The following is a 24,223-nucleotide window of genomic DNA, read 5'->3' on the forward strand; positions in this document are numbered from 1 at the left end:
CGCACCTTCGATTCGATCCATGAAAATCACCCGCCTGACCACCTACCGCCTGCCTCCGCGCTGGATGTTCCTGAAAGTCGAGACCGACGAGGGCGTCACCGGCTGGGGCGAGCCCGTCATCGAAGGCCGTGCGCGCACGGTGGAAGCGGCGGTGCACGAGCTGTCCGACTACCTCGTCGGCCAGGACCCGAGCCGCATCAACGACCTCTGGCAGACCATGTACCGCGCCGGCTTCTACCGCGGCGGGCCGATCCTGATGAGTGCCATCGCCGGCATCGACCAGGCGCTGTGGGACATCAAGGGCAAGGTGCTGGGCGTGCCGGTGTACGAACTGCTCGGCGGCCTCGTGCGCGACAAGATGCGCACCTACAGCTGGGTCGGCGGCGACCGCCCGGCCGACGTGATTGCCGGCATGAAGGCGCTGCAGGCCGGCGGCTTCGATCACTTCAAGCTCAACGGCTGCGAAGAGATGGGCATCATCGACACGTCCCGCGCGGTGGACGCGGCGGTGGCCAAGGTTGCCGAGATCCGCTCGGCGTTTGGCAACACTGTCGAATTCGGGCTGGATTTTCACGGTCGTGTGTCTGCGCCGATGGCCAGGGTGCTCATCAAGGAGCTGGAGCCGTATCGCCCGCTCTTTATCGAAGAGCCCGTGCTGGCCGAGCAGGCCGAAACCTATGCCCGCCTGGCCGCCCACACCCATCTGCCCATCGCTGCCGGCGAGCGCATGTTCTCGCGCTTCGACTTCAAGCGGGTGCTGGAGGCAGGCGGGGTGTCGATCCTGCAGCCGGACCTGTCTCACGCGGGCGGCATTACCGAATGCGTGAAGATCGCCGCCATGGCCGAGGCTTACGATGTGGCGTTGGCGCCGCATTGCCCGCTTGGCCCCATCGCGCTGGCGGCCTGCCTGCACGTGGATTTCGTCAGCTGGAACGCGACGTTGCAGGAACAGAGCATGGGCATCCATTACAACAAGGGCGCCGAACTGCTCGATTACGTGCGAAACAAGGCCGACTTCGCGCTGGAAGGCGGCTACATCCGCCCGCCGCGCCTGCCCGGCCTGGGCGTGGACATCGACGAGGCGCTGGTCATCGAACGCAGCAAGGAAGCCCCCGACTGGCGCAACCCCGTGTGGCGACACGCAGACGGCTCCGTCGCGGAGTGGTAAGCCGGGCGGGGGAGGGCAGCGGGCGGGCCGAAGATCGCCAAAACGGCCCCAGCCGGGCCGTGTCGGTCTGGTAAAATCGCGGTTTTCCCGCCTACCGTCTTTCCGCCCGCAGGTTCGCATGACCGCCCCCGCACTCCACTCGAATACGACCCAGCCCACCCAGCTGATGGCCAATGCCATCCGCGTGCTTGCCATGGACGCCGTCCAGCAGGCCAACTCTGGCCACCCCGGCGCGCCGATGGGCATGGCTGACATCGCCGTGGCACTGTGGAGTCGCCACCTGCGGCACAACCCGCTGAACCCGCGCTGGCCCGATCGCGACCGCTTCGTGCTGTCCAACGGCCACGGCTCGATGCTGATCTACGCGCTGCTGCACCTGACCGGCTATGACCTGCCGATGTCGGAACTGAAGAACTTCCGCCAGTTGCACAGCAAGACCGCCGGCCACCCCGAATACGGCATCACCCCGGGCGTCGAGACGACGACCGGCCCGCTGGGCCAGGGCATCACCAACGCCGTCGGCATGGCACTGGCCGAGCGCCTCCTGGGCCAGGAGTTCAACCGCCCCGGCTTTGACATCGTCAACCACCACACCTACGTCTTCCTGGGCGACGGCTGCCTGATGGAAGGCATCAGCCACGAAGCCTGCTCGCTGGCCGGCACGCTCAAGCTGAACAAGCTGATCGCGCTGTGGGACGACAACGGCATCTCGATCGACGGCGACGTCGTCCACTGGTTCAACGACGACACCCCGAAGCGCTTCGAAGCGTACGGCTGGAACGTGATCCGCGCCGTGGACGGCCACAACGTCGACGCCGTGGACGCCGCCATTGCCGAAGCGAAGAAGTCCGACAAGCCGACGCTGATCTGCTGCCGCACCGTGATCGGCAAGGGCGCGCCGAACAAGCAAGGCGGCCACGACGTGCATGGCGCCCCGCTGGGCGGGGTGGAAATTGCCGCTGCGCGTGAAGCGCTGGCCTGGCCGCACGCCCCGTTCGAAGTGCCGCAAGCCGTGTACGACGCGTGGGACGCCAAGGGCCAGGGCCAGGCGCTGGAGAAGGCCTGGAATGCGCTGTTCGATGCCTATTCCGACCGCTACCCGGCCGAAGCCGAGCAATTCGAGCGCCGCATGCGCGGCGAACTGCCCGCCAGCTTTGAAAAGGCCGTCGACGCGTTCATCGAGAAGTGCGAACTCAAGGCCGAGACCATCGCCACGCGCAAGGCGAGCCAGAACACCCTCGAAGCGTACGGTCCGGTGCTGGGCGAACTGCTGGGCGGCTCGGCCGACCTGACGGGCTCGAACCTGACCAACTGGAGCGGCAGCAAGGCCGTGCGTGTGGACGCCTGGGGCAACCACATCAACTACGGCGTGCGCGAGTTCGGCATGAGCGCCATCATGAACGGCATCGCGCTGCACGGCGGTTACATCCCGTACGGCGGCACGTTCCTGACGTTCTCCGACTACAGCCGCAACGCGCTGCGCATGGCCGCGCTGATGAAGATCCGCTCGATCTTCGTCTTTACGCACGACTCCATCGGCCTGGGCGAAGACGGCCCGACGCACCAGTCGATCGAGCACGTCGCCAGCCTGCGCCTGATCCCCAACATGGATGTCTGGCGTCCGGCCGACACCACCGAAACCGCCGTGGCCTGGGCTGCCGCCATCGAGCGCCAGCATGGCCCGAGCTGCCTGATCTTCAGCCGCCAGAACCTGCCGTTCCAGGCGCGCAATCCGGCCACGCGCGAGGCCATTGCGCGCGGCGGCTATGTGCTCCGCGATGCCGCCAACGGCAAGCCGGACGTGGTCATCATCGCCACCGGCTCGGAAGTCGGCCTGGCCGTCGGTGCAGCCGACCAGCTCGCCGCCGAGGGCATTCACGCGCGCGTGGTGTCGATTCCGTCCACCACGGTGTTCGACAAGCAGGACGCCGCGTACAAGGCCGGTGTGCTGCCGCATGGCGTGCCGCGCATTGCCGTCGAAGCCGGTGTGACCGACTTCTGGTGGAAGTACCAGGTGCAGGCCGTGGTGGGCATCGACACGTTCGGTGAATCCGCCCCGGCAGGCGTGCTGTTCAAGCACTTCGGCTTCACGGTCGAGAACGTGGCGAACACCGCCAAGAGCGTCATTGCCTAACTGAATTTGCGCGCGCGGCACCCACGAGGTGCCGCGTTGCTTTCGTCGATTTCTTTTCTGCTATCAGGAGACTGACCATGACCATCAAGATCGGCATCAATGGCTTCGGCCGCATCGGACGCATGGTGTTCCGCGCCGCCGTCGCCAACTTCAAGGACATCGAAGTCGTTGCCATCAACGACCTGCTCGAGCCGGACTATCTGGCGTACATGCTGAAGTACGACTCGGTGCACGGCCGCTTCGAGGGTGAAGTCTCGGTCGACGGCAACACGCTGGTCGTCAACGGCAAGAAGATCCGCCTGACCGCGGTCAAGGATCCGGCCGAACTGAAGTGGGGCGAAGTCGGCGCAGACGTGGTGGTCGAATCCACCGGCATCTTCCTGACCAAGGAAGGCGCACAGAAGCACATCGACGCAGGCGCCAAGAAGGTGATCATGTCGGCCCCGTCGAAGGACGACACCCCGATGTTCGTGTATGGCGTGAACCACGAAACGTACAAGGGCGAGGCGATCATCTCGAACGCTTCGTGCACGACCAACTGCCTGGCACCGGTTGCCAAGGTGCTGAACGACAAGTGGGGCATCAAGCGCGGTCTGATGACGACCGTGCACGCTGCCACCGCCACGCAGAAGACCGTTGACGGCCCGTCCAACAAGGACTGGCGCGGCGGCCGCGGCATCCTGGAGAACATCATCCCGTCCTCCACCGGCGCCGCCAAGGCCGTGGGCGTGGTGATCCCGCAGCTGAACAAGAAGTTGACCGGCATGTCGTTCCGCGTGCCGACCTCCGACGTGTCGGTGGTCGACCTGACCGTCGAGCTGGAAAAGTCCGCCACGTACGACGAAATCTGCGCCGAAATGAAGGCGCAGAGCGAAGGCGCCCTGAAGGGCGTGCTCGGCTACACCGAGGACAAGGTCGTCGCTACGGATTTCCGCGGCGATGCGCGCACCTCGATCTTCGACGCCGAAGCCGGTATCGCGCTGGACGGCACCTTCATCAAGGTCGTGAGCTGGTACGACAACGAATGGGGCTACTCGAACAAGGTGCTCGAAATGGCCCGCGTGGTGGCAAAGTAAGCCGGTACGCCGCCCAGGAAAAAACGCGCCTTCGGGCGCGTTTTCTTTTAACCGGTGGCCGGCATTCCTTCGGCCAGCGGCGCTTTTTTTGTTATACAGTTGGAGGAAAACGTTTGCAGCGGGGTCAACCGGACGTGCGCGTCCATTGGAATTTGCTTTGAAATTCGGGTTGCCTTCCGTACACTGAACAAATACTACATTCGGGTGCGGCAACCGCGTCTGCCGCGCCGGGCCCATTGCCTCGGCAATGGTTGCCCCTGCACCTTCCAATGTGTCTGAGCCAAGGCGTCCCATGGTCAACGTCGATACCAAACTGTTGGTGATTTTTGTCGAGCTGCTCAGCAAGCGGAACGCCACCTACGTGGCAGAAAAGATGCACATGACGGCGCCGGCGGTGTCGCATTCGCTGGGCCGCCTGCGGGAAATCTTCGATGATCCCCTCTTCATTCGTGTTCCGCACGGGCTGACCCCGACCCCCAAGGCGCTGGAACTCGGCCCGAAGGTCCGCGAGATGCTCGATCTGTGGGCCGCCATCAACGAGGGCGATATCGCCGCGTTCGAGCCGGCCGAGGCGACGGGCACCTTCAACATCAGCTTTGCCGGCACGCTCGGCGATGCCTTGTTCGACCGCTTCCTGCTGCGCATCAAGCGCCTCGCGCCGGGCCTGCAGGTCCGGCTGACCGAGTCGTCGTCGTGGGAGGCCGACGTGGCCGCCATGCGCGCCAATGAGCTCGATCTGGCGTTCTCGCCGTTCCCGACGCGCCATCCCGAGATCGTGGAAGAGGTCGTGACCTCCTTCAACATGTGGGTCTGCGCACGCAAGGGCCACCCGATCCTGGGCAATGGCTGCACGCTCGAGCAGTACCTCGACTGCGAGCACATCTTCGTGGCGCAGGGCAGCCCCGGCGCCCGCGTCGCGCCGTCGCTGATCCCGCTCGACTACGCCTTGCAGCAGCGCGGGCTCAAGCGCAATTCGACCATGACCGTGCACGGCTGGCGCACGCAGGCCGAGGTGGCGGCGCAAACCGACATGATCTTCACGGTCAATTCGCTGATGAAAGAGCTGGTCTGCCAGACGTACGAGCTGAACGCCTTCCCGCTGCCCACCGAACTCGAAACCGTCCTTGGCCTGAACATGCTGTGGCACCGTAGCCGCAACACGCACCCGATGCTCGTGTGGGCGCGCCAGTTGTTCAAGCAGGTCGTGGCCGAATACACAGGGCAGCCCGTGGATGCCTCAGGTCATCCGACGCTGCCGTCCGATGGCTCCGGCAAGGGCAAGGCTGCCAGGAGCAGCAAGGGGGATCCGGAAAAGGAGGGTGAGACGCGGTTGTCCGTGTGACCCGCGCTTCCCGCCTCAACAAAAACGGCCGCAGATGAAGCGGCCGTTTCTTTTTCCCCGGAGCAATGCGTCAGCGTTTCGGGCGGTGCGGGCAGGGCTCTTTCGTGCAGTTGCCGTAGAGCGACAGCGCGTGTTCCTGCAGCGCGAAGCCGCGTGCGCGGGCAATGCTCTGCTGGCGCTGCTCGATCTCGGCATCGAAGAATTCTTCCACGCGGCCGCAATCGAGGCACACCAGATGGTCATGGTGCTTGCCTTCGTTGAGTTCATAGATCGCCTTGCCGGATTCGAAGTTGTTGCGCGACAGCAGGCCCGCCTGCTCGAACTGCGTGAGGACGCGATAGACCGTGGCCAGGCCAATGTCCATGTGTTCCGCGAGCAGGATGCGGTACACGTCTTCAGCGCTCATGTGGCGCTCATCGCTGGTCTGAAAGATCTCGAGAATCTTCAACCGCGGCACCGTGGCTTTCAGACCGATGTTCTTGAGGTCTGCAGGACTCGGCATGCGCCAGGCTCCCTAGAGTACAATGTTCGGATATTCCAATCATAAGGGTTTTGGCGATAAAAGTCCCATTGACGGGCCTGCCTCAGGTGCCCGGGCCGTCGCCAGAACCCCCCGTGCCGGGCTTGCCCCGGAACCGTTTGAAGGCCGATCGCTCATGACCTTTTCCTTTGCGCGCAGTCCTGCCCGTTTTGCCCATGTCGCCCGTCGCGGCGGCCTGTTGATGGGCGCCATGCTCGCCGCGTCGGCGTTGCTGGCCGGGTGCGGCACCTATGACAGCACCACGCGCAGGATCGCGAATGCCATCACGCCGTATCGCATCGATATCGTGCAGGGCAACTTCGTGTCGCGCGAGCAGGCCGCACAGCTCAAAGAAGGCATGACGCGCGACCAGGTGCGCTTCGTGCTCGGTTCGCCGCTGCTGACCGACATGTTCCACGCCAACCGCTGGGACTACATCTTCTCGTTCAAGCGCGGCAATACCAACGTCGTGCAGGAGCGCAAGCTGACGGTGTGGTTCGACGGCGATCGCCTGGCTAAATGGGCCGGGGCTGAAGACCTGCCGTCGGAGCAGGACCTGATTGCCGAGATCGACGGCATCAAGCGTCCGAAGAAGGACGCTGCCCAGGCCGCTGCAGCGGCGGGCGCAGCGCCGGCATCGCGTGCGCCGTCCATCCCGTCGGCCGAAGTGAGCGACCGTGTGCAATCGACCGCCGGCTCGAAGAACAACGTCGACGTGACGCTGCCGGAGCGCCGCAGCGGCGGCGGTGGCACGGATACCAGCGTTCCGCCGCCGGCCACCCAATCGCAGTAAACGCCGTGAAGCGCGCATAGCCAGCGCGCCGGCATCACGACTTCGAGCGAGCGGCGGACGGGTTCCGCCGCTTGTGCGTTTTACAGACCGTTTCCCCTTTTGCAGCTTTTCGCTTCCACCGACATGAAAATCGCGATTGCAGGCGCCTCGGGCCGCATGGGCCAGATGCTGATCGACACCGTATTGCGCACCCCCGGCGTGACGCTGGGCGCTGCGCTGGATCGTCCGGGCAGCGATGCCGTGGGGCAGGACGCCGGCGCTAGGCTTGGCAAGGCCACGGGCGTGATCGTGACCGACGATGTGCGCGCAGGCCTGTCGCAGGCTGACGTGCTGATCGATTTCACCCGCCCTGACGCGACGATCCACCACCTGGACATCGCGCGTGAACTCGGCAAGGCCGTGGTGATCGGCACCACCGGCTTCACGGCCGAGCAGAAGGCCAGCTTCAAGACCTACGGCGAGTCGATCGGCGTGGTCTGGGCGCCCAACATGAGCGTGGGCGTGAACGCCACGTTCAAGCTGATCGAAGTGGCGGCCAAGATCCTGGCGCAGGGCTACGATGTCGAGATCATCGAGGCACACCACAAGCATAAGATCGATGCGCCGTCGGGCACCGCGCTCAAGATGGGCGAGATCGTGGCCGAGGCGCAGGGCACCCGGCTGTCCGACCGCGCCGTCTATGCGCGCGAAGGCGAGACCGGCCCGCGCGAGCTGGGCACCATCGGCTTTGCCACCGTGCGCGGTGGCGACATCGTCGGCGACCACACCGTGCTGTTTGCCGGCGAAGGCGAGCGCATCGAGATCACGCATCGCTCCAACACGCGGCAGTCGTATGCCGAGGGCGCGGTGCGCGCAGCGGTGTTCGTGGCCGGCAAGAAGGGCCTGTACGACATGAACGACGTGCTGGGCCTGTAACAAGCGCACAAAAAGAGGCGCCGGCAGGCCTGTTCGGCGCCTTCTTGCGCCGTTGCCGCGGCTCCGGCGGGGCGGGTGGCGACGGTATAATCGGGCCTTTTCCGTTATCCAATCCGGCCGCGCGCGCAGGCGCCGCGGCTGCAATCGCCCGCAGCATCCGGGCGTTCCGTCACCATGCAAGAGAAATATTCCCCGTCTGACGTTGAACAGCTGGCGCAACAACACTGGCAGGCCAAAGACGCCTATCGCGTGACCGAACACGCGCGCGCCGCTGACGGCTCGGACAAGCCCAAGTTCTACGCCTGCTCGATGCTGCCGTATCCGTCGGGCAAGCTGCACATGGGCCACGTGCGCAACTACACGATCAATGACGTGATGACGCGTCATCTGCGCATGAAGGGGTACAACGTCCTGATGCCGATGGGGTGGGACGCCTTCGGCATGCCGGCGGAGAACGCGGCGCTCAACAACGGCGTGGCCCCGGCCACCTGGACCTACGACAACATCGCTTACATGAAGAAGCAGATGCAGTCGATGGGCCTGGCGATCGACTGGTCGCGCGAGGTCGCCACCTGCGACCCCAACTACTACCGCTGGAACCAGTGGCTGTTCCTGAAGATGCTCGAGAAGGGCATCGCCTACCGCAAGACTGGCACCGTGAACTGGGATCCGGTCGACCAGACCGTGCTCGCCAACGAACAGGTGATCGACGGGCGCGGCTGGCGCTCGGGCGCGGTGGTGGAAAAGCGCGAGATCCCGATGTACTACCTGCGCATCACCGAGTACGCGCAGGAACTGCTCTCCGATCTGGATGCACTGGGCTGGCCGGAGCGCGTCAAGCTGATGCAGCAGAACTGGATCGGCAAGAGCGAGGGCGTGCGCTTTGCGTTCCCGCACACCATCCCGGGCCAAGATGGCAAGCCGATCAATGACGGCAAACTGTACGTCTTCACCACGCGCGCCGACACCATCATGGGAGTCACCTTCTGCGCCGTGGCGGCCGAACACCCGATCGCCACGCATGCCGCGCAGACCAACCCGGCACTCGCGGCCTTCATCGACGAATGCAAGCACGGCAGCGTCATGGAAGCCGACATGGCGACCATGGAAAAGAAGGGCATGCCGACCGGCCTGACGGTCACGCACCCGCTCACGGGCGAGCCCGTGCCGGTGTGGGTCGGCAACTACGTGCTCATGAGCTACGGCGACGGCGCCGTGATGGGCGTGCCCGCGCACGATGAGCGCGACTTCGCGTTCGCCAACAAGTACGGCCTGCCGATCAAGCAGGTCGTGGATGTGAAAGGCCAGCCGTACGACACCACCACCTGGGCCGACTGGTACGCCGACAAGGAGCACGGTGTGCTCGTCCACAGCGGCAAGTACGATGGCCTGAACTATCAGCAAGCCGTCGATGCCGTGGCCGCCGACCTGGCCGCCCAGGGCGTCGGCGAGAAGAAGACCACCTGGCGCCTGCGCGACTGGGGCATTTCGCGCCAGCGCTACTGGGGCACGCCGATCCCGCTGATCCACTGCGAGAGCTGCGGCGTCGTGCCGGTGCCCGAGCAGGACCTGCCGGTGCGTCTGCCCGAAGACCTCGTTCCGGACGGCACGGGCAACCCGCTCGCCAAGGATCCGCGCTTCCTGAATTGCACGTGCCCGTCGTGCGGCAAGCCCGCGCGCCGCGAGACCGACACGATGGATACCTTCATCGATTCGTGCTGGTACTACATGCGCTATACGTGCCCGGACGGCGCCACGATGGTCGACGCCCGCAACGATTACTGGATGCCGATGGACCAGTACATCGGCGGCATCGAGCACGCGATCCTGCACCTGCTGTACGCGCGCTTCTGGACCAAGGTCATGCGCGACCTGGGCCTCGTCAAGTTCAACGAACCGTTCACCAACCTGCTTACGCAGGGCATGGTGCTCAACGAGACGTATTACCGCGAAGACGCTGCGGGCAAGAAGCAGTGGATCAACCCGGCGGACGTCGACGTGCAGACCGACGAACGCGGCCGCCCCGTGGGCGCCACGCTCAAGGCCGACGGGAAGCCGGTGGTGATCGGCGGCGTGGAGAAGATGTCGAAGTCGAAGAACAACGGCATCGACCCGCAAGCGCTGATTGACCAGTACGGTGCCGATACGGCGCGCCTGTTCACGATGTTTGCCGCGCCGCCCGAGCAGCAGCTCGAATGGAGCGACGCCGGTGTGGAGGGCGCCTCGCGCTTCCTGCGCCGCGTGTGGAACTTCGGCGTCGTACATGGAGATGCGATTCGCGCGGGACATGGCAATGGCGTCGTCGCCGGTGCCACCGATGCCGACCGCACGCTGCGCCGCGAACTGTACACCGTGCTCAAGCAGGCCAACTACGACTACGAGCGCCTGCAGTACAACACCGTCGTGTCTGCGACGATGAAGATGCTCAACGCGCTGGAAGGCGCCAAGGACGCGGGCGCCGACGCGCGCCGTGAAGGCTTTGGCATCCTGCTGCGCGTGCTGTACCCGGTGGTGCCGCACATCACGCATGCACTGTGGCAGGAGCTCGGCTATGCAGGCGTGTATGGCGACCTGCTCGACGCCCCGTGGCCGCAGGTCGATGAGAATGCGCTGGTGCAGAGCGAGATCGAACTCGTGCTGCAGGTCAACGGCAAGGTGCGCGGCAGCATCGTGGTGCCGGCCGATGCCGACCGCGCCACCATCGAAGCGCTCGCCGCCAAGGACGAGGCCGTGCAGCGCTTTGCCGACGGCAAGCCGCCGAAGAAGATCATCGTGGTGCCCGGCCGTCTGGTGAACGTGGTGGCCTGATTGGGCCCCTCACTCAAGGAACGCAAGGTTATGTCGCTGTCTCGTCGCCACTTCGGCCGTACCGTCTTCGCGCTGGCTGTGGCTTTGCCGGTGCTGTCCGCCTGCGGTTTCCACTTGCGCGGCAATACCGACTTCGCCTTCAAGAAGCTGTACATCAACCTGCCGCAGAACTCGCAGATGCGCGCGCAGCTGCGCCGGTTGATCGACAACGGATCCGACACGGTCATCGTGTCGGACAAGAAGGACGCCGATGCGCTGCTCGACGTGCTGGCCGAGGACCGCGTGAAGACGATCTCGTCGCTCACGCCGCAGGGCGTGGTGCGCGAGTACCGCATCACGTACCGCTTCCGGTTCCAGCTGCGCGATGCGCGCGACAATCTGCTGATCCCGCCGTCGGAGATCACGCAGTTCCGCGACCTCTCGTACAACGAGACGCAGGTGCTCGCCAAGGACTACGAGGAAGCGGCGCTCTACCGCGACATGCAGGGCGATGTCGTCAACCAGCTGGTGCGCCGGCTGGCCGCTGTCAAATTGCCGTCGTAAGCGGCGGCCGCCCCGTCATGCAACTGCGGCTCGACGCGCTCGAAGGGCACCTGAAGCAGGCCGCCGCCAAGGGCCTGGCGCCGCTGTATGTGGTGCACGGCGACGAGCACCTGCTCGTGCTCGAGGCCGTCGATGCGCTGCGTCAGGCCGCACGCGCCCAGGGCTTCACCGAGCGCGAAGTGATGAGCGTCGAGCGCGGCTTTTCGTGGTCGCGCGTGACGGAGGCGCAGCAGTCGATGTCGCTGTTCGGCGATCGCAAGATCGTCGAGTTGCGCATTCCGTCCGGCAAGCCCGGCAAGGATGGCGGCGAAGCCCTGCGCGCCCTTGCCGCGGGCACGCCGTCCGGCCCTGCCACCGACACCATCACGCTGATCACGCTGCCGCGCCTGGACTTTGCGACGGCAAAGTCGGCATGGTTTGCCGCGCTGGAAGGCGCCGGCGTGTCGATCAAGGTCGAATCCGTGGATCGCACCAAGCTGCCCGGCTGGATCGGCGAACGTCTTGCCCGCCAGCAGCAGCGCGTGGAACCCGGCGAGCCGGGTCGACGTGCCCTGCAATTTATTGCCGATCGCGTGGAGGGCAACCTGCTGGCCGCCCATCAGGAAATCCAGAAGTTGGGCCTGCTGCACCCGCCGGGCGTGCTGACGTTCGACGATGTGCACGATGCGGTGCTCAACGTGGCGCGCTATGACGTGTTCAAGCTGTCCGAGGCGATGCTGGCCGGCGACGTGCCGCGCCTGGTGCGCATGCTCGAAGGCCTGCGCGGCGAGGGTGAGGCCACGGTGCTGGTGCTGTGGACGTTGACCGAGGAAATTCGCGTATTATCAAAAATCGCCTCGGGCGCCGCCCTGGGCAAGCCGGTGGCCTCGATGCTGCGCGAGCTGCGGGTCTGGGGCCCGCGTGAGCGGCTGGTGCCGCAGGCGGCGCAGCGCCTGTCGCAGCGGGAACTGGAAGATGCGCTGGCCATGGCCGCCAGGCTCGACCGGCAGGTCAAGGGCCTGCGCGAACCGTCGCTGCCGGCCGAGCCATGGGATGGCCTGCTGCAGCTGGCAATGCGCGTTGCGCGCCCCGGCAGCCTCCCGGTCGCCGTGTAGCCGGCGCCTTCCCTTCTCACTTGAATCTGAATCGCCGGTGCATGCGCCGGCCGCGACCATCATGAAGCAGCTCGACGTGAACGAATACATGGCCCTCGTCGGCCGGCAGGCGCGTGTCGCCTCGCGCGGCATGGCACGTGCCGGCACCGCGCAGAAGAATCGCGCGCTGCTGCATATCGCCGCCGCCATCCGCCGCGATGCCGCCAAGCTCAAGGAGGTCAACGCCCGCGACGTCGAGCGTGCGCGCGCCAACGGGCAGGATGCTGCCTTTGTCGATCGGCTCACGCTCACCGATCGCGCCATCGACACCATGGCAGCGGGCCTGGAGCAGATCGCCGCGCTACCCGACCCCATCGGCGAGATCAGCAACATGAAGTTCCGCCCGACCGGCATCCAGGTCGGCCAGATGCGTGTGCCGCTCGGCGTGATCGGCATCATCTATGAGTCGCGCCCGAACGTGACCGTCGATGCCGCTGCGCTGTGCATCAAGTCAGGCAATGCGACCATCCTGCGTGGCGGCTCGGAAGCCATCGAGTCGAACGGCGCGCTGGCCGCGCTCATCGAGGAAGGATTGGCCGACGCGGGCCTGCCCGCCAACGCCGTGCAGGTAGTGGCCACCACGGACCGGGCCGCCGTCGGCAAGCTCATCACCATGACGGAATACGTCGACGTGATCGTGCCGCGCGGTGGCAAGAGCCTGATCGCACGCCTGATGGAAGAGGCGCGCGTGCCGATGATCAAGCACCTGGACGGCATCTGCCACGTCTACATCGACGCCGATGCCGACATCGAGAAGGCCGTGCGCGTGTGCGACAACGCCAAGACCCAGCGCTACGCGCCGTGCAACACGATGGAAACGCTGCTCGTCTCGCGCGACATTGCCGCGCGTGCACTGCCGCCACTGGTGAAGATCTACCAGGAGAAGGGGGTGGAGCTGCGCGTGTGTGCGCAGACGCGCGCCACCCTGGAAGCCGCGGGCTTCGGCAACCTCAAGGATGCCGTCGAAGCCGACTGGCATACCGAGTACCTGGCCCCGATCCTCTCGATCCGCACGGTCGACGGCCTGGATGCCGCCATCGAGCACATCAACACCTACGGCTCGGCGCACACCGATTCGATCATCACCGAGAACTACTCGACCGGCATGCGCTTCCTGCGCGAGGTCGATTCGGCCAGCGTGATGATCAATGCCTCCACGCGCTTTGCCGACGGTTTCGAGTATGGGCTGGGGGCGGAGATCGGCATCTCCAACGACAAGCTCCACGCACGCGGGCCGGTCGGGCTGGAGGGGCTGACCTCGCTCAAGTACGTCGTGTTCGGGCACGGCGAGATCCGCACCTGATCCGGCTCACCACCAGCGCGCCGCCACGAGCGGCGCGCATTGCTTCAACGAGAACGACATGCTCTGGGTCAAAGCCTTTCACATCGTCTTTATCGCGTCGTGGTTTGCAGGACTCTTCTACCTGCCGCGCATCTTCGTCAACCTCGCCATGGAAACCGAGCGCGTGGCGATCACGCGCCTGTTGATCATGGCGCGTAAGCTGTTCCGCTTCACGACCATGCTGGCGATCGTGGCGATCCTGCTCGGCCTGTGGCTGTTCCTCGGCTACCGCATCGGCATGTATCCGCCCAATGGCTGGATGCACGCAAAGCTGGCGCTGGTGCTCGTGACGATCGGCTATCACCATGGCTGCGGAGTGCTGCTGCGCAAGTTTGAAGCCGGCGCCAACAAGCGCTCGCACACGTTCTACCGCTGGTTCAATGAACTGCCGGTGCTGTTGTTGTTGGCGATCACGATCCTCGTCGTGGTCAAGCCGTTCTGATGGTTGGTTTTCCGATGCCGATTGCTTACTTTGCACCGTGCCCCCGTGGTCTTGAACAGGCGCTGGCCGATGAACTGGCCGAAATCGCCATCCGCCCCGAGGTGGATGAGCTGGCGGCGTTCGAGGTCGGGCGCACCGTGCCAGGCGGCGTGCATTTCTTCGGCACGCCGGGCGCGGCGTATGCCGTCAACCTGCACAGCCGCATCGCCAGCCGGGTGCTGATGCGCCTGGCCGCGCGCGGGTACCGCTCGGAAGACGACATCTACGCGCTGGCCGCCGCGCAGCGCTGGGAAGACCACTTCACGCCCGACGAGATGATCCGCGTCGACGTGACCGCGCACAAATCGCCGCTGCAGAGCCTGAAGTTTGTCGGCCTGCGCGTGAAGGACGGCATCTGCGACCGCTTCCGCCAGCGCACCGGCGCGCGGCCCAGCGTCGACACCGTCTCGCCGGACGTGCGCATCCATGCGTACCTCACCGAGACGGATTGCACGCTGTACCTCGACACGACCGGCGAGCCGCTCTTCAAGCGCGGGTGGCGCCAGGAGAAAGGCGAGGCGCCGCTGAAGGAAAATCTCGCGGCGGGCATCCTGCGCCTGACCGGCTGGACGGGCGCGCAAGGCGTGCCGTTCTACGACCCGATGTGCGGCAGCGGCACGTTCCTCGTGGAAGCGGCGCAGCGCGCGCTCGGCATCGCACCGGGCGGCCAGCGCGCCTTTGCATGCGAGTGGTTCCAGGACCATGACGCCAAATGCTTCAAGCGCCTGCGCGAAGCGGCCGCCGATGCCGCCGCGGCCGCCATGCGCCGCGCGCCGCCCTTGGTTGCCGGCGCCGATATTTCCACCGACATGCTCGCCTACGCCGCCGCCAACTGGCAGCGTGCCGGCTTGCCCGGCGAGCCGATGCTCAAGCAGGTCGATGCGCGTTTCGGCCGGCCGCCGTTTGATGCGCCCGGCGTGCTGCTGATGAACCCGCCGTACGGCGAGCGCATCGCCGTGCGTGGTGCGCAGGGTTCGCGCCGCCGCCGGCCGGAAGGCGAGGGCGATGAAGGCGGCACCGTCTTCGAGCGTGCCAGCCGCGCCATGGGCGCTCCGCGCGATGAATTCCGTCGCCAGCCGGAGCCGCCGCCGCCCGTCGATCCGCAAGAAGAAGCCGCCGCCAACGAGTTCGCCCAGGCCTTTGCAGGCACGCTCAAGCGCGAGTTTGCCGGCTGGAAGGCGTTCGTCTTTACCGGGGACCTGTCGATGCCGCGCCGCATGCGGCTCAAGGAATCGCAGCGCACGCCGCTCTACAACGGCAACATCGAATGCCGCCTGTTCCGTTTCGAGATGGTCAAGGGCGGTATGCGCGATCGCCCGGAGCGCTCCGCAAAGGGCGATGCCTCAAACGATAACGCCGAGGCGTAAGGCCTCGGCGCTGCGTTGCGGCCTGGCGGGGGAACGGCTCACGCCGCCTGCTGCTCCTGGAAGTGTTCCATCCAGCCCGCGAGTTGATCCGGTGTGAGCGGCGTCTGGCTGTCGAGCAGGCGCAGCTTGACGGCCGCCCCGTCCCGCTCGGCCTTGACCGACCAGCCTTTGCCGTCCAGCCACAGCAGGAATGCCAGCCATTGGGCATGCGCTTCCGATACCTTGTGCGTGGATGCCGCTTCCAGGAATTCCGTCAGCGTGGGCGGCTCGACGATCGTCGCTGCATCCGCGCCGGCCGGCGACACCTGGCCGTTGAGCACATCGGCAAGCACCTCCAGAGCCTGTGCGGCCGGCTTGCTCTCGAAGCGCGACGACAGCGCCTGGTAGGCCTGTCGGACCGCGTGGCTGAACTGGCCGGTGCGCACGCTTTCCTCGCCGACGAGTTCTGTGTAGTCCTTCATTGCCCAGTCCGGCTGCGCCACCGAATGCAGCCCGACGGCGGCCGCAGCGCGCAGGTAATCGTTGACGGCACTGAACGACGACAGCCCCGACACCGCGATGTACAGCGTCTGCAGCGCGCCGATGCGGTGCGTGAGCGTCTGGCTCTGGCGCACGGTCATCTTCTCGCGCAGCAGGGCGTCGCGCTCGCGGCGCAGGTCGGAAAACTCGAGCGCCTGCTTGAGCTCCACGCGCAGCGCGGTGATGTCCCACGGCTTCTTGATGTAGCGGTGGATCTGCCCCTGGTTGACAGCCTCCACCGTGTCCTCGATTTCCGAGTAGGCGGTGGTCAGGATGCGCACCAGGTGTGGATAGCGCTCGCGCGCGTAGCGCAGCAGTTCGTTGCCGAGCTCGCCCGGCATGCGCTGGTCGGATACGAGCACGCCCAGCGTGGCGGCGTGCTGGTCGAGCATGCGCTTGCCCTCTTCGACCGAGGTGGCGGTGACGACCGGCGCCAGTGAACCGATGGCACGGCCGAAGTAAGTCAGCGCCAATGTCTCGTCGTCCACGTACAGGATCTTGGGCTCATTGCCCCCGGGATTGGTCATCCATCACTCCTCATAGCAAGTGCAGTCAATGCGCGGAGCCGGTGCGGCGCGGCTCGTGTTGTGAATGGTGTTGTCATGGGAACGTCAAGGTCACGCGCGTGCCTGCGCTGGGTGCGGAATCGATCGCAATCGCTCCTCCGAACGATTGCATGATCCGCGTACAAAAAATCATGCCCATGCCGTTGCCGCCCTCTTCGGCGCGCGTCGTCACGGGGTCTATGGTGAGCCGGGCGAGGACGTCGGGGGCGATGCCGGGGCCGTTGTCCTCGATGCGGATCATGTGCCGCCCCCCGCCCGCGTCGGGCGCCTGGCCCGCGACGATCTCGAGCCGTGGCTGCGGGCTGTGCTGCAGCGCCTGCAGCGCATTGCTGGTCAGTGAAGACAGCACCAGCATCACGCAGTTGGGCAGGGTGACGACCGGGAAATCCTCGTCCACGCGGTAGGACACCCATTCGCGCTGCGCGTTCGTGAAGGGGTACGTATCGAGCAGCGATCGGATCAGCTCGCTCGCGCTGCTCGGTGTGGTGCCGGCCCCCGGCTTGCCGTACGTGTTGCGCACGGAGTTCAGGAACGAGGCGATCACCGAGAGGCAGTAGCGCGCGTTGTCCTGCACGCGGTCGGCGGCGCGGCCGATTTCGGACAGCGCCTCGGGAGGGCGCTCGGCCTGATCGATGCGCATGCGGATGCCGCGCGCGAAATTCGAGATGGCAGCCAGCGGCGTATTCAGCTCGTGCGCGAGGAAGGCGAGAGTCTCGTCGATGGCCATCAGGCGCTGGGTACGCAACAGGCGGTCCTGCCGCAGGACGAGGGCTTCCTGCAACGAACGCCGCACATCGTCTGGCTGATACGGCTTCTCCAGGATCTTGAACACGCGCCCGGTGTTGACAGCCTGGATAAGCAGATCCTTGTCGGCATACGCGGTGACCAGGATGGTGGCGATATCGCCATATTCGGCATCGATGAAGCGCAGCAGCTCCGTGCCGTCGCCGCCGGGCATGCGGAAATCGGTCAGGACGACGCTGATGCGCTCGTGCGCGTCGCGCAGCACGGCCTTCGCCTCGTCGACGCTGTTGGCCGTGAGCACGTCGTAGCCCGTGCCGATGGCGCGAGCAAACCACTTGCAGGCTTGCTCCTCGTCGTCGACGTAGAGGATGGTGACGGTATCGGGCGTGGCGTCCATGGTGCGGCCTAGTCCGCGCGCGGCAGGTCGAACGTGAAGCGCGCCCATTCGCCTTCCTTGCTCGTGACGGCGAGCGTGCCGCCGTGGCGCTGGATCACGCTGTAGCTGATCGACAGGCCCAGCCCCAGGCCCTTGCCGACTTCACGCGTGGTGAAGAACGGCTCGAACACGCGCGTGAGGTTTTTCTCGGAGATGCCGGGGCCGTTGTCGGTGACGACCACGTGCAGGCGATCGCCGATCCACTCCGCGGCAATCTCAATGCGCGGCTGCTCGCGCTGGACCTTCTGCATGGCCAGCGCCGCATTCGAGAGCAGATTGATCAGCACGCCGATGATGGCCGCCTCGTCACCGCGCACGAGCGTGTCGGGCGGCAGCTTGCGCTCGACGGTGACGCCGCGCAATTCGTGGCTCGTCAGGCGGACGGCCGAATCGATGGCCTTTTCCACCAGGAAGGGCGCGTCGGCCTCGCCCTTTTCGGGACTGCGGTACGCGAAGGTCTTCAGGTCCGACACGATGTGCTGCACCCGCTGCATGCCTTCCTTTGCGTCGGCCAGGCACTCGAGCAGCATGGGGCTGGCCTTGGCCGCCGGGTCTTCCTGCGCCACCGCGATCGCCATCAGGCAGAAATTGACCGGGTTGTTGATCTCGTGCAGCAGCCCCGCCGACAACGTGCCGATGGCGGCCATCTTTTCCTGCTGCAGGAGCTGGCCCTTGATCTCGACGAGGCTGCGGTTCGTGGTTTCGAGCTGGATGTTCTTGTTGGCCACTTCCTCCTTCAGCTTGAACAGCTCGAAGCGGCTGTTCTCGTTGAAGTACGTGCAGAACACGCCCAGCGTGGACGTTAAGATCAGGAACTGCGAATTGACGAAGAACGTACTGCCGGCAATGCTGGCAGGGTCGTGAATCAGGCATGCCAGCAGATACAGCGTGTAGGTGATCACCCCGAAGCCGATGGTCTGCCGCGTGTTGAACGGCAGCACGCTGCCGGCCGCGAAGACGGCCAGGTGCAGGCCCGTCGCATAGATGGACTGCGCGCCCTGCGTGACGGAAATCATCCACGCGATCATGACCTGCGGGAAGCAGAGCCAGAGCAGCGTCAGGTAAGACAGTCGCTGCCTGCCCCACCGCGTGGGCAGAATCAGATAGACGACGAAGATCAGCAGCGACGTGAAGGCGCGCGCCAGGAAGAACCGCTTGAGCTCGCCCGGATACGTGTTGTAGTCCAGGCCGCTTCCCATCAGTACCAGGACGATACCCACCAGCGCCGTCGTCCGGCTGAACGATAGGCGGAAGCCTTCCCGCTCCGAGCGGTTGAAGGCGTGCTTCAGGGAATCTCGTACGCTTTCGGCCATCTAGCTCACCGTCGCCTCGCAGAACACGTTGACGCCGGTCGCATCAACGTACGTCCGGATATCCCGGCAGGCCTCATCCGGGAAGGTGGACGCGAGCTGTTCTTCGTTCCGATAGATCAGGTACCACTCGAGCAGGTGCTCCATCGTGAAGAGCCGTTCCGGGTTGCTCGAATGCACGTTGGTCGCCAGCATGCGGCCGCCGGGGCGCGTGCGTGTGGTGAAGTAGGTCAGCAGGCGGTTGCACACCTTGTCGGAGATGTAGTCGAACAACCCCGCGCAATAGACGGCATCGCAGTCGCGCACTTCCTCTGCCTTGCGCGCAGGGCGCTTGATCAGCTCATGCACCGACTGGTGAACGAACTGCGCGGACAGCGTGGTGCCCCCTTGCCTTGCGGCTTCGGTCAAGCGGTCCTTGGCATAGTCCAGGGTCTCCTGGCTGAAGTCGATGAGCTCGAATTCGAGCAGGTGCGGTTCTTCGAATTCGCGCAGGAAGCGCTGGATTTCCACCGCGGGGCCGCAGCCGAGGTTCATGACACGATAGGGGCGCCCCTCGGCCTTGGCGCGGATGGCGAGCTGCTTCAGGAAATCGACGAGGATGTCGATGCGGTTGCGGTGTGCCTGGGCGACTTGCGCCTTCAGGAACGTCACGTTGACGATCTGGAAATAGGTGCTCGGCCCCTCCTGCGGGTCGCCCAGGATCTGGTTCACCATCTCGTAGTCGCCGGCATAGCCGAGCGGTTTCGTGAACGTCCGGTGCACGAACGGCGAGCGCAGCAGCAGCGGATGCAGGGCCGTCTGCGCAAAGGCGCGGTGGGAGGGCGCGAGGCTGGCCTCGACTTCCGCGGCCTCGGCTTCGAGAATGTCGAGGTAGTGCTTGACGCGCAGCATCACCGGCTCGGCGAGCTCCATGAAGACGTCGGGGCGCAGCTTGCCGTCTTCGCGCGGCAGGGATTTCGACAAATCGACCTGCTCCACCCACCGCGAGACTTCGGCCAGGAAGGCCCGCATCTCGTTGATGACGATCTGGTATTCGCGCCGGATGCGGAAGCGTTCCTGCCATTCCCGCACGAACGTTCGCGCTTCTTCGCCCACCGACGCAGGCGTATCGGCCACCTCCGACAGTTCGCGCCACTCGTCGATCAGCGTGAGCGAGACAACCGCGGTCAGGCCCGTGTTGACGAGGCTGATCACGACGGCCTTGCCCAGGTAGACCTGGCGCGTGCCGATCTTGATCGCAAGATCGGACAAGACCTCGCTCACCTGCACGATCGAGTACGGGTTGTAGATCTCCATCACCAGCGCACGCCGCTGCAGCGTGATGATGGTGCCGCGGACCTGCTGACCCTGGGAGTTGCGGAAGCTGACCGCCGGATCGATTTGGTTGGGTGAGTACACGGTGCGAATTTGCCGGAGACTTCAGGGGAAAACGTCTGCGCCAGGCGGGACGCTCACTCCAACAAACGCGCATCCGGGGCCGAACGGCAGTCCCGGACACGGCAACCCTCGGCGCCAGAACGCCGGGCATGCCGCCGCATCGGTCGTGAAAGCGCGCCGAGGCCGTCCGCTGGCCCCAGCCCGCTTCGAGAAAGATCAGGGAACAAGCGCGGATGCGAACGCCTTACCGCCGTGGCACTCTGCTGCTCGCCGGTCAACAGCGTGGCAGCGGGAATCGTGCAACCGTGAACAGACTGGAACGATGCACTTCCTGACATCCGCAACGCGCGCTGGTTGAACGCGCGGTCCGCTGCTGCATCCCAAATCGTCTCTCAAGAGAATCCCGCACAGTAAACCTTCCGGGGCGCCGTACCGGATTGCAGGCCGGCGCCCTCGCTCGCCATGATGCCGCAGCATTGCCACGCATGCATCAGGGTGATTCAGCCGGGCCACGCTCTGACGTCGCGGCTGCCGATGATGCGATCGATTGTACTTGCCCGATGTGGGCCACACAATGTAAAGACCGGCGCCGCTGCGCCGGTTGCCGCCACTGTCTCAGCGCGATTTGCGGCCGGTCAGTGCGTCGGGGTTCTGCTTGTAGTTGGCCAGGAACTGGGTGTAGCTGTACACCTGAGCCGGGAGCAGGTGGCTGGGCATGTCGAACAGTGCGTAGTAGTACGGTTCGCGCCCCTGGCATACCTCGGCGGGCAGGCAGTATTGCTCCCAATCAACACAGGCCGGCGTGTACATGCCATCGCCGGGCCAGAAGAAGGGGACGAGCTTCTTGTCGTGCAGCCCCTTGATGAGGGCTTCGGGCGCGTTGTAGGCCTCGGCGTTTTCCAGATGCGTGAGCATGCTCGCGTTGGTTTCGATGACCATGAGCGTGGCGCGCCCATCCGCAGTGAGCAGCAGCACGCCAGCGGGATGTGGATACAGGTAAAACTCGATGAAGCGGTAGCGCGCGGACAGGTCACGCACCAGCCTGGTGACCGCCGGGTCCGACAGGAAACTGAACGAGTGGCGCGAGAGCAGGTCGCGCAGCGTGCTCGAGAGGTTGCTGAAGTAGCGCATCTGCAGCGCTTCGATCTCCGCATTCAGCCGCTCGGCCATCGCCGGGTTGTCTTTCTTGATGTAGCGGTCGATCAGGCCGTCGTTGAAGCCCTGCACGGCGATGTTCTCGTCGGCCATGCCGGTAAGCAGGATCGTCATGCACGGCAGGTCCTTCAGCTCGGCGCAGAACTCCAGCCCGTTCATGCGCGGCATGGAGTAGTCGACAACGATGACGGAAGGCTGCAGGAAGCGGTTGACCTCGTGGATCTGGCGGTAGATGCGGTCAACGTCGAGCTGGATGGTCCGGCGCTCCGTCGAGAAGGTGAGGTCATCGTGCGTCACGCGCACCGGCAGGAAGCCCGGCATGCGCAGTGAATGCCACTGGCGCAGCCACGCCAGCGCCTCTTCCGGGTCATTGAAGGCCAACAGGGCACGTGAAGGGTCCATCTGGAACCCAAGGCTTTCCACGAACGATTGGCTGTCGTCGACCACCACCGTGAGGGTGGGGTGGAAATAGACCGGCAGGGCGCTGTCCTGTTGCATACGTCGGGCGGGTTCGGAAGGAAGGGCAGCGGCAGCGCGCGGCCGGTGTGGCCCGCGCTGCCCGCTTGCACTACGTTACTGCCTGCGGCAGTCGGGGGCAAGCGCGGCGCGGAGGGGAGGCGGCGGGCCGGCGTTCGTGGCCCCCCCGGGGGGCGCCTATTCGACCGCCTTCACCATGTCTTCGACGACCTTTTTGGCGTCGCCGAACACCATCATCGTCTTGTCCATATAGAAGAGTTCGTTGTCGAGCCCCGCGTAGCCGGCGTTCATCGAGCGCTTGTTCACGATGATGGTCTTGGCCTTGTAGGCCTCCAGGATCGGCATGCCGGCAATCGGCGACTTCGGGTCGTTCTTGGCGGCGGGGTTGACCACGTCGTTGGCGCCGAGCACCAGCACCACATCGGCCTGGCCGAACTCGCCGTTGATGTCTTCCATTTCGAAGACCTGGTCGTACGGCACTTCGGCCTCGGCGAGCAGCACGTTCATGTGCCCCGGCATGCGGCCGGCGACGGGGTGGATGGCGTACTTGACCGTCACACCCTTCTCCGACAGCTTTTCGGTCAGCTCCTTCAGGGCATGCTGGGCGCGCGCCACAGCCAGCCCGTAGCCCGGAACGATGATGACCGTTTCCGCGTTCCCCAGCAGGAAGGCGGCATCGTCGGGCGAGCCGGACTTGACCGGCCGTTGCTGCCCGCCGGCCGCCGCCGCACCGGCGGAAGCCTCCGAGCCGAAGCCGCCGAGGATCACGTTGAAGAACGACCGGTTCATCGCCTTGCACATGATGTACGACAGGATGGCACCTGACGAGCCTACCAGCGAGCCCGCGATGATCAGCATCGGGTTGTTGAGCGAGAAGCCGATGCCCGCCGCCGCCCAACCCGAATACGAATTCAGCATCGACACCACCACCGGCATATCCGCCCCGCCGATCGGGATGATGATCAGCACGCCGAGCACGAAGGCGATCCCCGTCATGATGATGAACGGCAGCCAGCTCTGGCTCAGGAAGAACAGGATGCCGAAGCCCAGCATCGCCACCGCCAGCAGCAGGTTCAGCGTGTGCTGGCCCGCAAACTGCACTGGCGCGCCCTGGAACAGGCGGAACTTGTATTTGCCCGACAGCTTGCCGAACGCGATGACGGAGCCGGAGAACGTGATGGCGCCGACGAACGTGCCGATGAACAGTTCCACGCGGTTGCCCAGCGGCAATACGTTGTCGCCGGCCATCGTGATGCCAAAGGCCGACGGCTCCGCCACGGCGGCCACGGCAATGCACACCGCGGCCAGGCCGATCAGCGAATGCATGGCGGCCACCAGCTCGGGCATCTTGGTCATCTCGACCGTGCGCGCCACATACGCGCCGATGCCGCCGCCCGCCACCAGGCCGGCAAGAATCAGGACGAAGCCGGTAGACGTGCCGCTCTCGGTGCCGGCAAACATCTCCGTCTTGAGCTTGTAGATGAGCGCGACGGTCGTGACGGCGGCGATGGCCATGCCGGTCATGCCGAACGCGTTGCCGCGCCGCGCCGTGGTCGGGTGCGACAAGCCCTTGAGCGCCTGGATGAAGCACACCGACGCGACAAGATACAGCAGGGTGACGAGGTTCATGCTCATGGCTTGACCCCCTCGTCTTGCCCGGATTTGGCCTTCGGCTCCTTCTTCTTGAACATCTCAAGCATGCGCTGCGTGACGAGGAAGCCGCCGAACACATTCACCGCCGCCAGCGCCACCGCCACCACGCCCATCGTGCGCCCCAGGCCCGTCTGCGTGAGGCCCGCTGCCAGCATGGCGCCGACGATGATGATGGCCGAGATGGCGTTGGTCACGGCCATCAGCGGCGTATGCAGCGCCGGGGTGACCGTCCAGACCACGTGGTAGCCGACGTAGATCGCCAGCACGAAGATGATCAGGTTGATCACCGTGTGATTGACCAGCTCCATCTTGCTTCTCCTCTTACCCTCTTGCTTGTGCGATTCGGGGCGGTCGGCGGCACGCG

General features: G+C 65.4%; 20 protein-coding genes. 12 read left to right on the forward strand and 8 right to left on the reverse strand.

Annotated elements, in window-relative coordinates:
- Nucleotides 1-19: 19 nt before the first annotated feature.
- From dgoD to KHN96_RS17015, 4 genes are all read left to right on the forward strand, one after another.
- Entirely contained in the window at nt 20-1,168 is a 1,149-nt protein-coding gene (gene dgoD, locus KHN96_RS17000; RefSeq protein WP_045786015.1) for a galactonate dehydratase, read from the forward strand.
- Nucleotides 1,169-1,286: 118 nt separating this feature from the next.
- On the forward strand, nt 1,287-3,302 hold the full coding sequence (gene tkt, locus KHN96_RS17005; protein WP_062737950.1) for a transketolase: 2,016 nt from the start codon (nt 1,287-1,289) through the stop codon (nt 3,300-3,302).
- A gap of 77 nt (nt 3,303-3,379) precedes the next feature.
- A complete protein-coding gene (gap, locus tag KHN96_RS17010; protein ID WP_045786017.1) occupies nt 3,380-4,378 on the forward strand; it encodes a type I glyceraldehyde-3-phosphate dehydrogenase in 999 nt (332 codons plus the stop codon).
- A 292-nt stretch (nt 4,379-4,670) separates the two neighbouring features.
- On the forward strand, nt 4,671-5,720 hold the full coding sequence (locus KHN96_RS17015; RefSeq protein WP_045786018.1) for a LysR family transcriptional regulator: 1,050 nt from the start codon (nt 4,671-4,673) through the stop codon (nt 5,718-5,720).
- Nucleotides 5,721-5,790: 70 nt separating this feature from the next.
- Here KHN96_RS17015 and fur read toward each other — a convergent pair whose 3' ends face one another.
- Entirely contained in the window at nt 5,791-6,222 is a 432-nt protein-coding gene (fur, locus tag KHN96_RS17020) for a ferric iron uptake transcriptional regulator (RefSeq protein WP_045786019.1), read from the reverse strand.
- Nucleotides 6,223-6,376: 154 nt separating this feature from the next.
- Between fur and KHN96_RS17025 the strand changes: the two genes are divergently transcribed.
- From KHN96_RS17025 to KHN96_RS17060, 8 genes are all read left to right on the forward strand, one after another.
- Complete coding sequence (locus KHN96_RS17025; RefSeq protein WP_045786020.1) at nt 6,377-7,033, forward strand: outer membrane protein assembly factor BamE; 657 nt, start codon at nt 6,377-6,379, stop codon at nt 7,031-7,033.
- A 123-nt stretch (nt 7,034-7,156) separates the two neighbouring features.
- Nucleotides 7,157-7,948, forward strand: a complete 792-nt coding sequence (gene dapB / locus KHN96_RS17030; RefSeq protein WP_062737949.1) for a 4-hydroxy-tetrahydrodipicolinate reductase — start codon at nt 7,157-7,159, stop codon at nt 7,946-7,948.
- A gap of 174 nt (nt 7,949-8,122) precedes the next feature.
- Nucleotides 8,123-10,756 carry a leucine--tRNA ligase gene (gene leuS, locus KHN96_RS17035; RefSeq protein WP_045786022.1) on the forward strand — a complete coding sequence of 878 codons (2,634 nt, stop codon included), beginning with the start codon at nt 8,123-8,125 and terminating at the stop codon, nt 10,754-10,756.
- 30 nt (nt 10,757-10,786) lie between these two features.
- Complete coding sequence (locus tag KHN96_RS17040; protein ID WP_045786023.1) at nt 10,787-11,299, forward strand: LPS-assembly lipoprotein LptE; 513 nt, start codon at nt 10,787-10,789, stop codon at nt 11,297-11,299.
- 17 nt (nt 11,300-11,316) lie between these two features.
- The gene (gene holA / locus KHN96_RS17045) at nt 11,317-12,393 is read left to right on the forward strand and encodes a DNA polymerase III subunit delta (RefSeq protein WP_062737948.1); all 1,077 of its coding nucleotides are present in this window, start codon (nt 11,317-11,319) and stop codon (nt 12,391-12,393) included.
- Between the two features lie 61 nt (nt 12,394-12,454).
- Nucleotides 12,455-13,735, forward strand: coding sequence for a glutamate-5-semialdehyde dehydrogenase (locus tag KHN96_RS17050; protein WP_045787779.1), 1,281 nt, complete (start codon nt 12,455-12,457; stop codon nt 13,733-13,735).
- A 58-nt stretch (nt 13,736-13,793) separates the two neighbouring features.
- Entirely contained in the window at nt 13,794-14,216 is a 423-nt protein-coding gene (locus KHN96_RS17055) for a CopD family protein (protein ID WP_045786025.1), read from the forward strand.
- Between the two features lie 14 nt (nt 14,217-14,230).
- Nucleotides 14,231-15,622, forward strand: coding sequence for a THUMP domain-containing class I SAM-dependent RNA methyltransferase (locus KHN96_RS17060; RefSeq protein ID WP_045787780.1), 1,392 nt, complete (start codon nt 14,231-14,233; stop codon nt 15,620-15,622).
- Between the two features lie 38 nt (nt 15,623-15,660).
- Here KHN96_RS17060 and KHN96_RS17065 read toward each other — a convergent pair whose 3' ends face one another.
- From KHN96_RS17065 to KHN96_RS17095, 7 genes are all read right to left on the reverse strand, one after another.
- A complete protein-coding gene (locus KHN96_RS17065; protein WP_045786026.1) occupies nt 15,661-16,668 on the reverse strand; it encodes a response regulator in 1,008 nt (335 codons plus the stop codon).
- A 73-nt stretch (nt 16,669-16,741) separates the two neighbouring features.
- Entirely contained in the window at nt 16,742-17,848 is a 1,107-nt protein-coding gene (phcR, locus tag KHN96_RS17070) for a two-component system hybrid sensor histidine kinase/response regulator PhcR (RefSeq protein WP_045786027.1), read from the reverse strand.
- An 8-nt stretch (nt 17,849-17,856) separates the two neighbouring features.
- The gene (locus tag KHN96_RS17075; RefSeq protein WP_115075703.1) at nt 17,857-19,200 is read right to left on the reverse strand and encodes a sensor histidine kinase; all 1,344 of its coding nucleotides are present in this window, start codon (nt 19,198-19,200) and stop codon (nt 17,857-17,859) included.
- Entirely contained in the window at nt 19,201-20,595 is a 1,395-nt protein-coding gene (locus KHN96_RS17080; RefSeq protein WP_045785878.1) for a class I SAM-dependent methyltransferase, read from the reverse strand.
- Between the two features lie 594 nt (nt 20,596-21,189).
- A complete protein-coding gene (locus tag KHN96_RS17085) occupies nt 21,190-22,227 on the reverse strand; it encodes a response regulator (protein ID WP_045785879.1) in 1,038 nt (345 codons plus the stop codon).
- A gap of 156 nt (nt 22,228-22,383) precedes the next feature.
- Nucleotides 22,384-23,841: an NAD(P)(+) transhydrogenase (Re/Si-specific) subunit beta gene (locus KHN96_RS17090; RefSeq protein ID WP_045785880.1), complete on the reverse strand. Its 1,458-nt coding sequence runs from the start codon at nt 23,839-23,841 to the stop codon at nt 22,384-22,386.
- Nucleotides 23,838-24,167 (reverse strand): NAD(P) transhydrogenase subunit alpha part 2, encoded by a 330-nt coding sequence (locus KHN96_RS17095; RefSeq protein WP_045785881.1) that lies wholly within the window; start codon nt 24,165-24,167, stop codon nt 23,838-23,840. Before KHN96_RS17095 ends, KHN96_RS17090 begins: the two co-directional genes overlap by 4 nt.
- Nucleotides 24,168-24,223: the final 56 nt, after the last annotated feature.

Source organism: Ralstonia mannitolilytica (assembly GCF_905397375.1).
GTDB classification, from domain to species: domain Bacteria; phylum Pseudomonadota; class Gammaproteobacteria; order Burkholderiales; family Burkholderiaceae; genus Ralstonia; species Ralstonia mannitolilytica.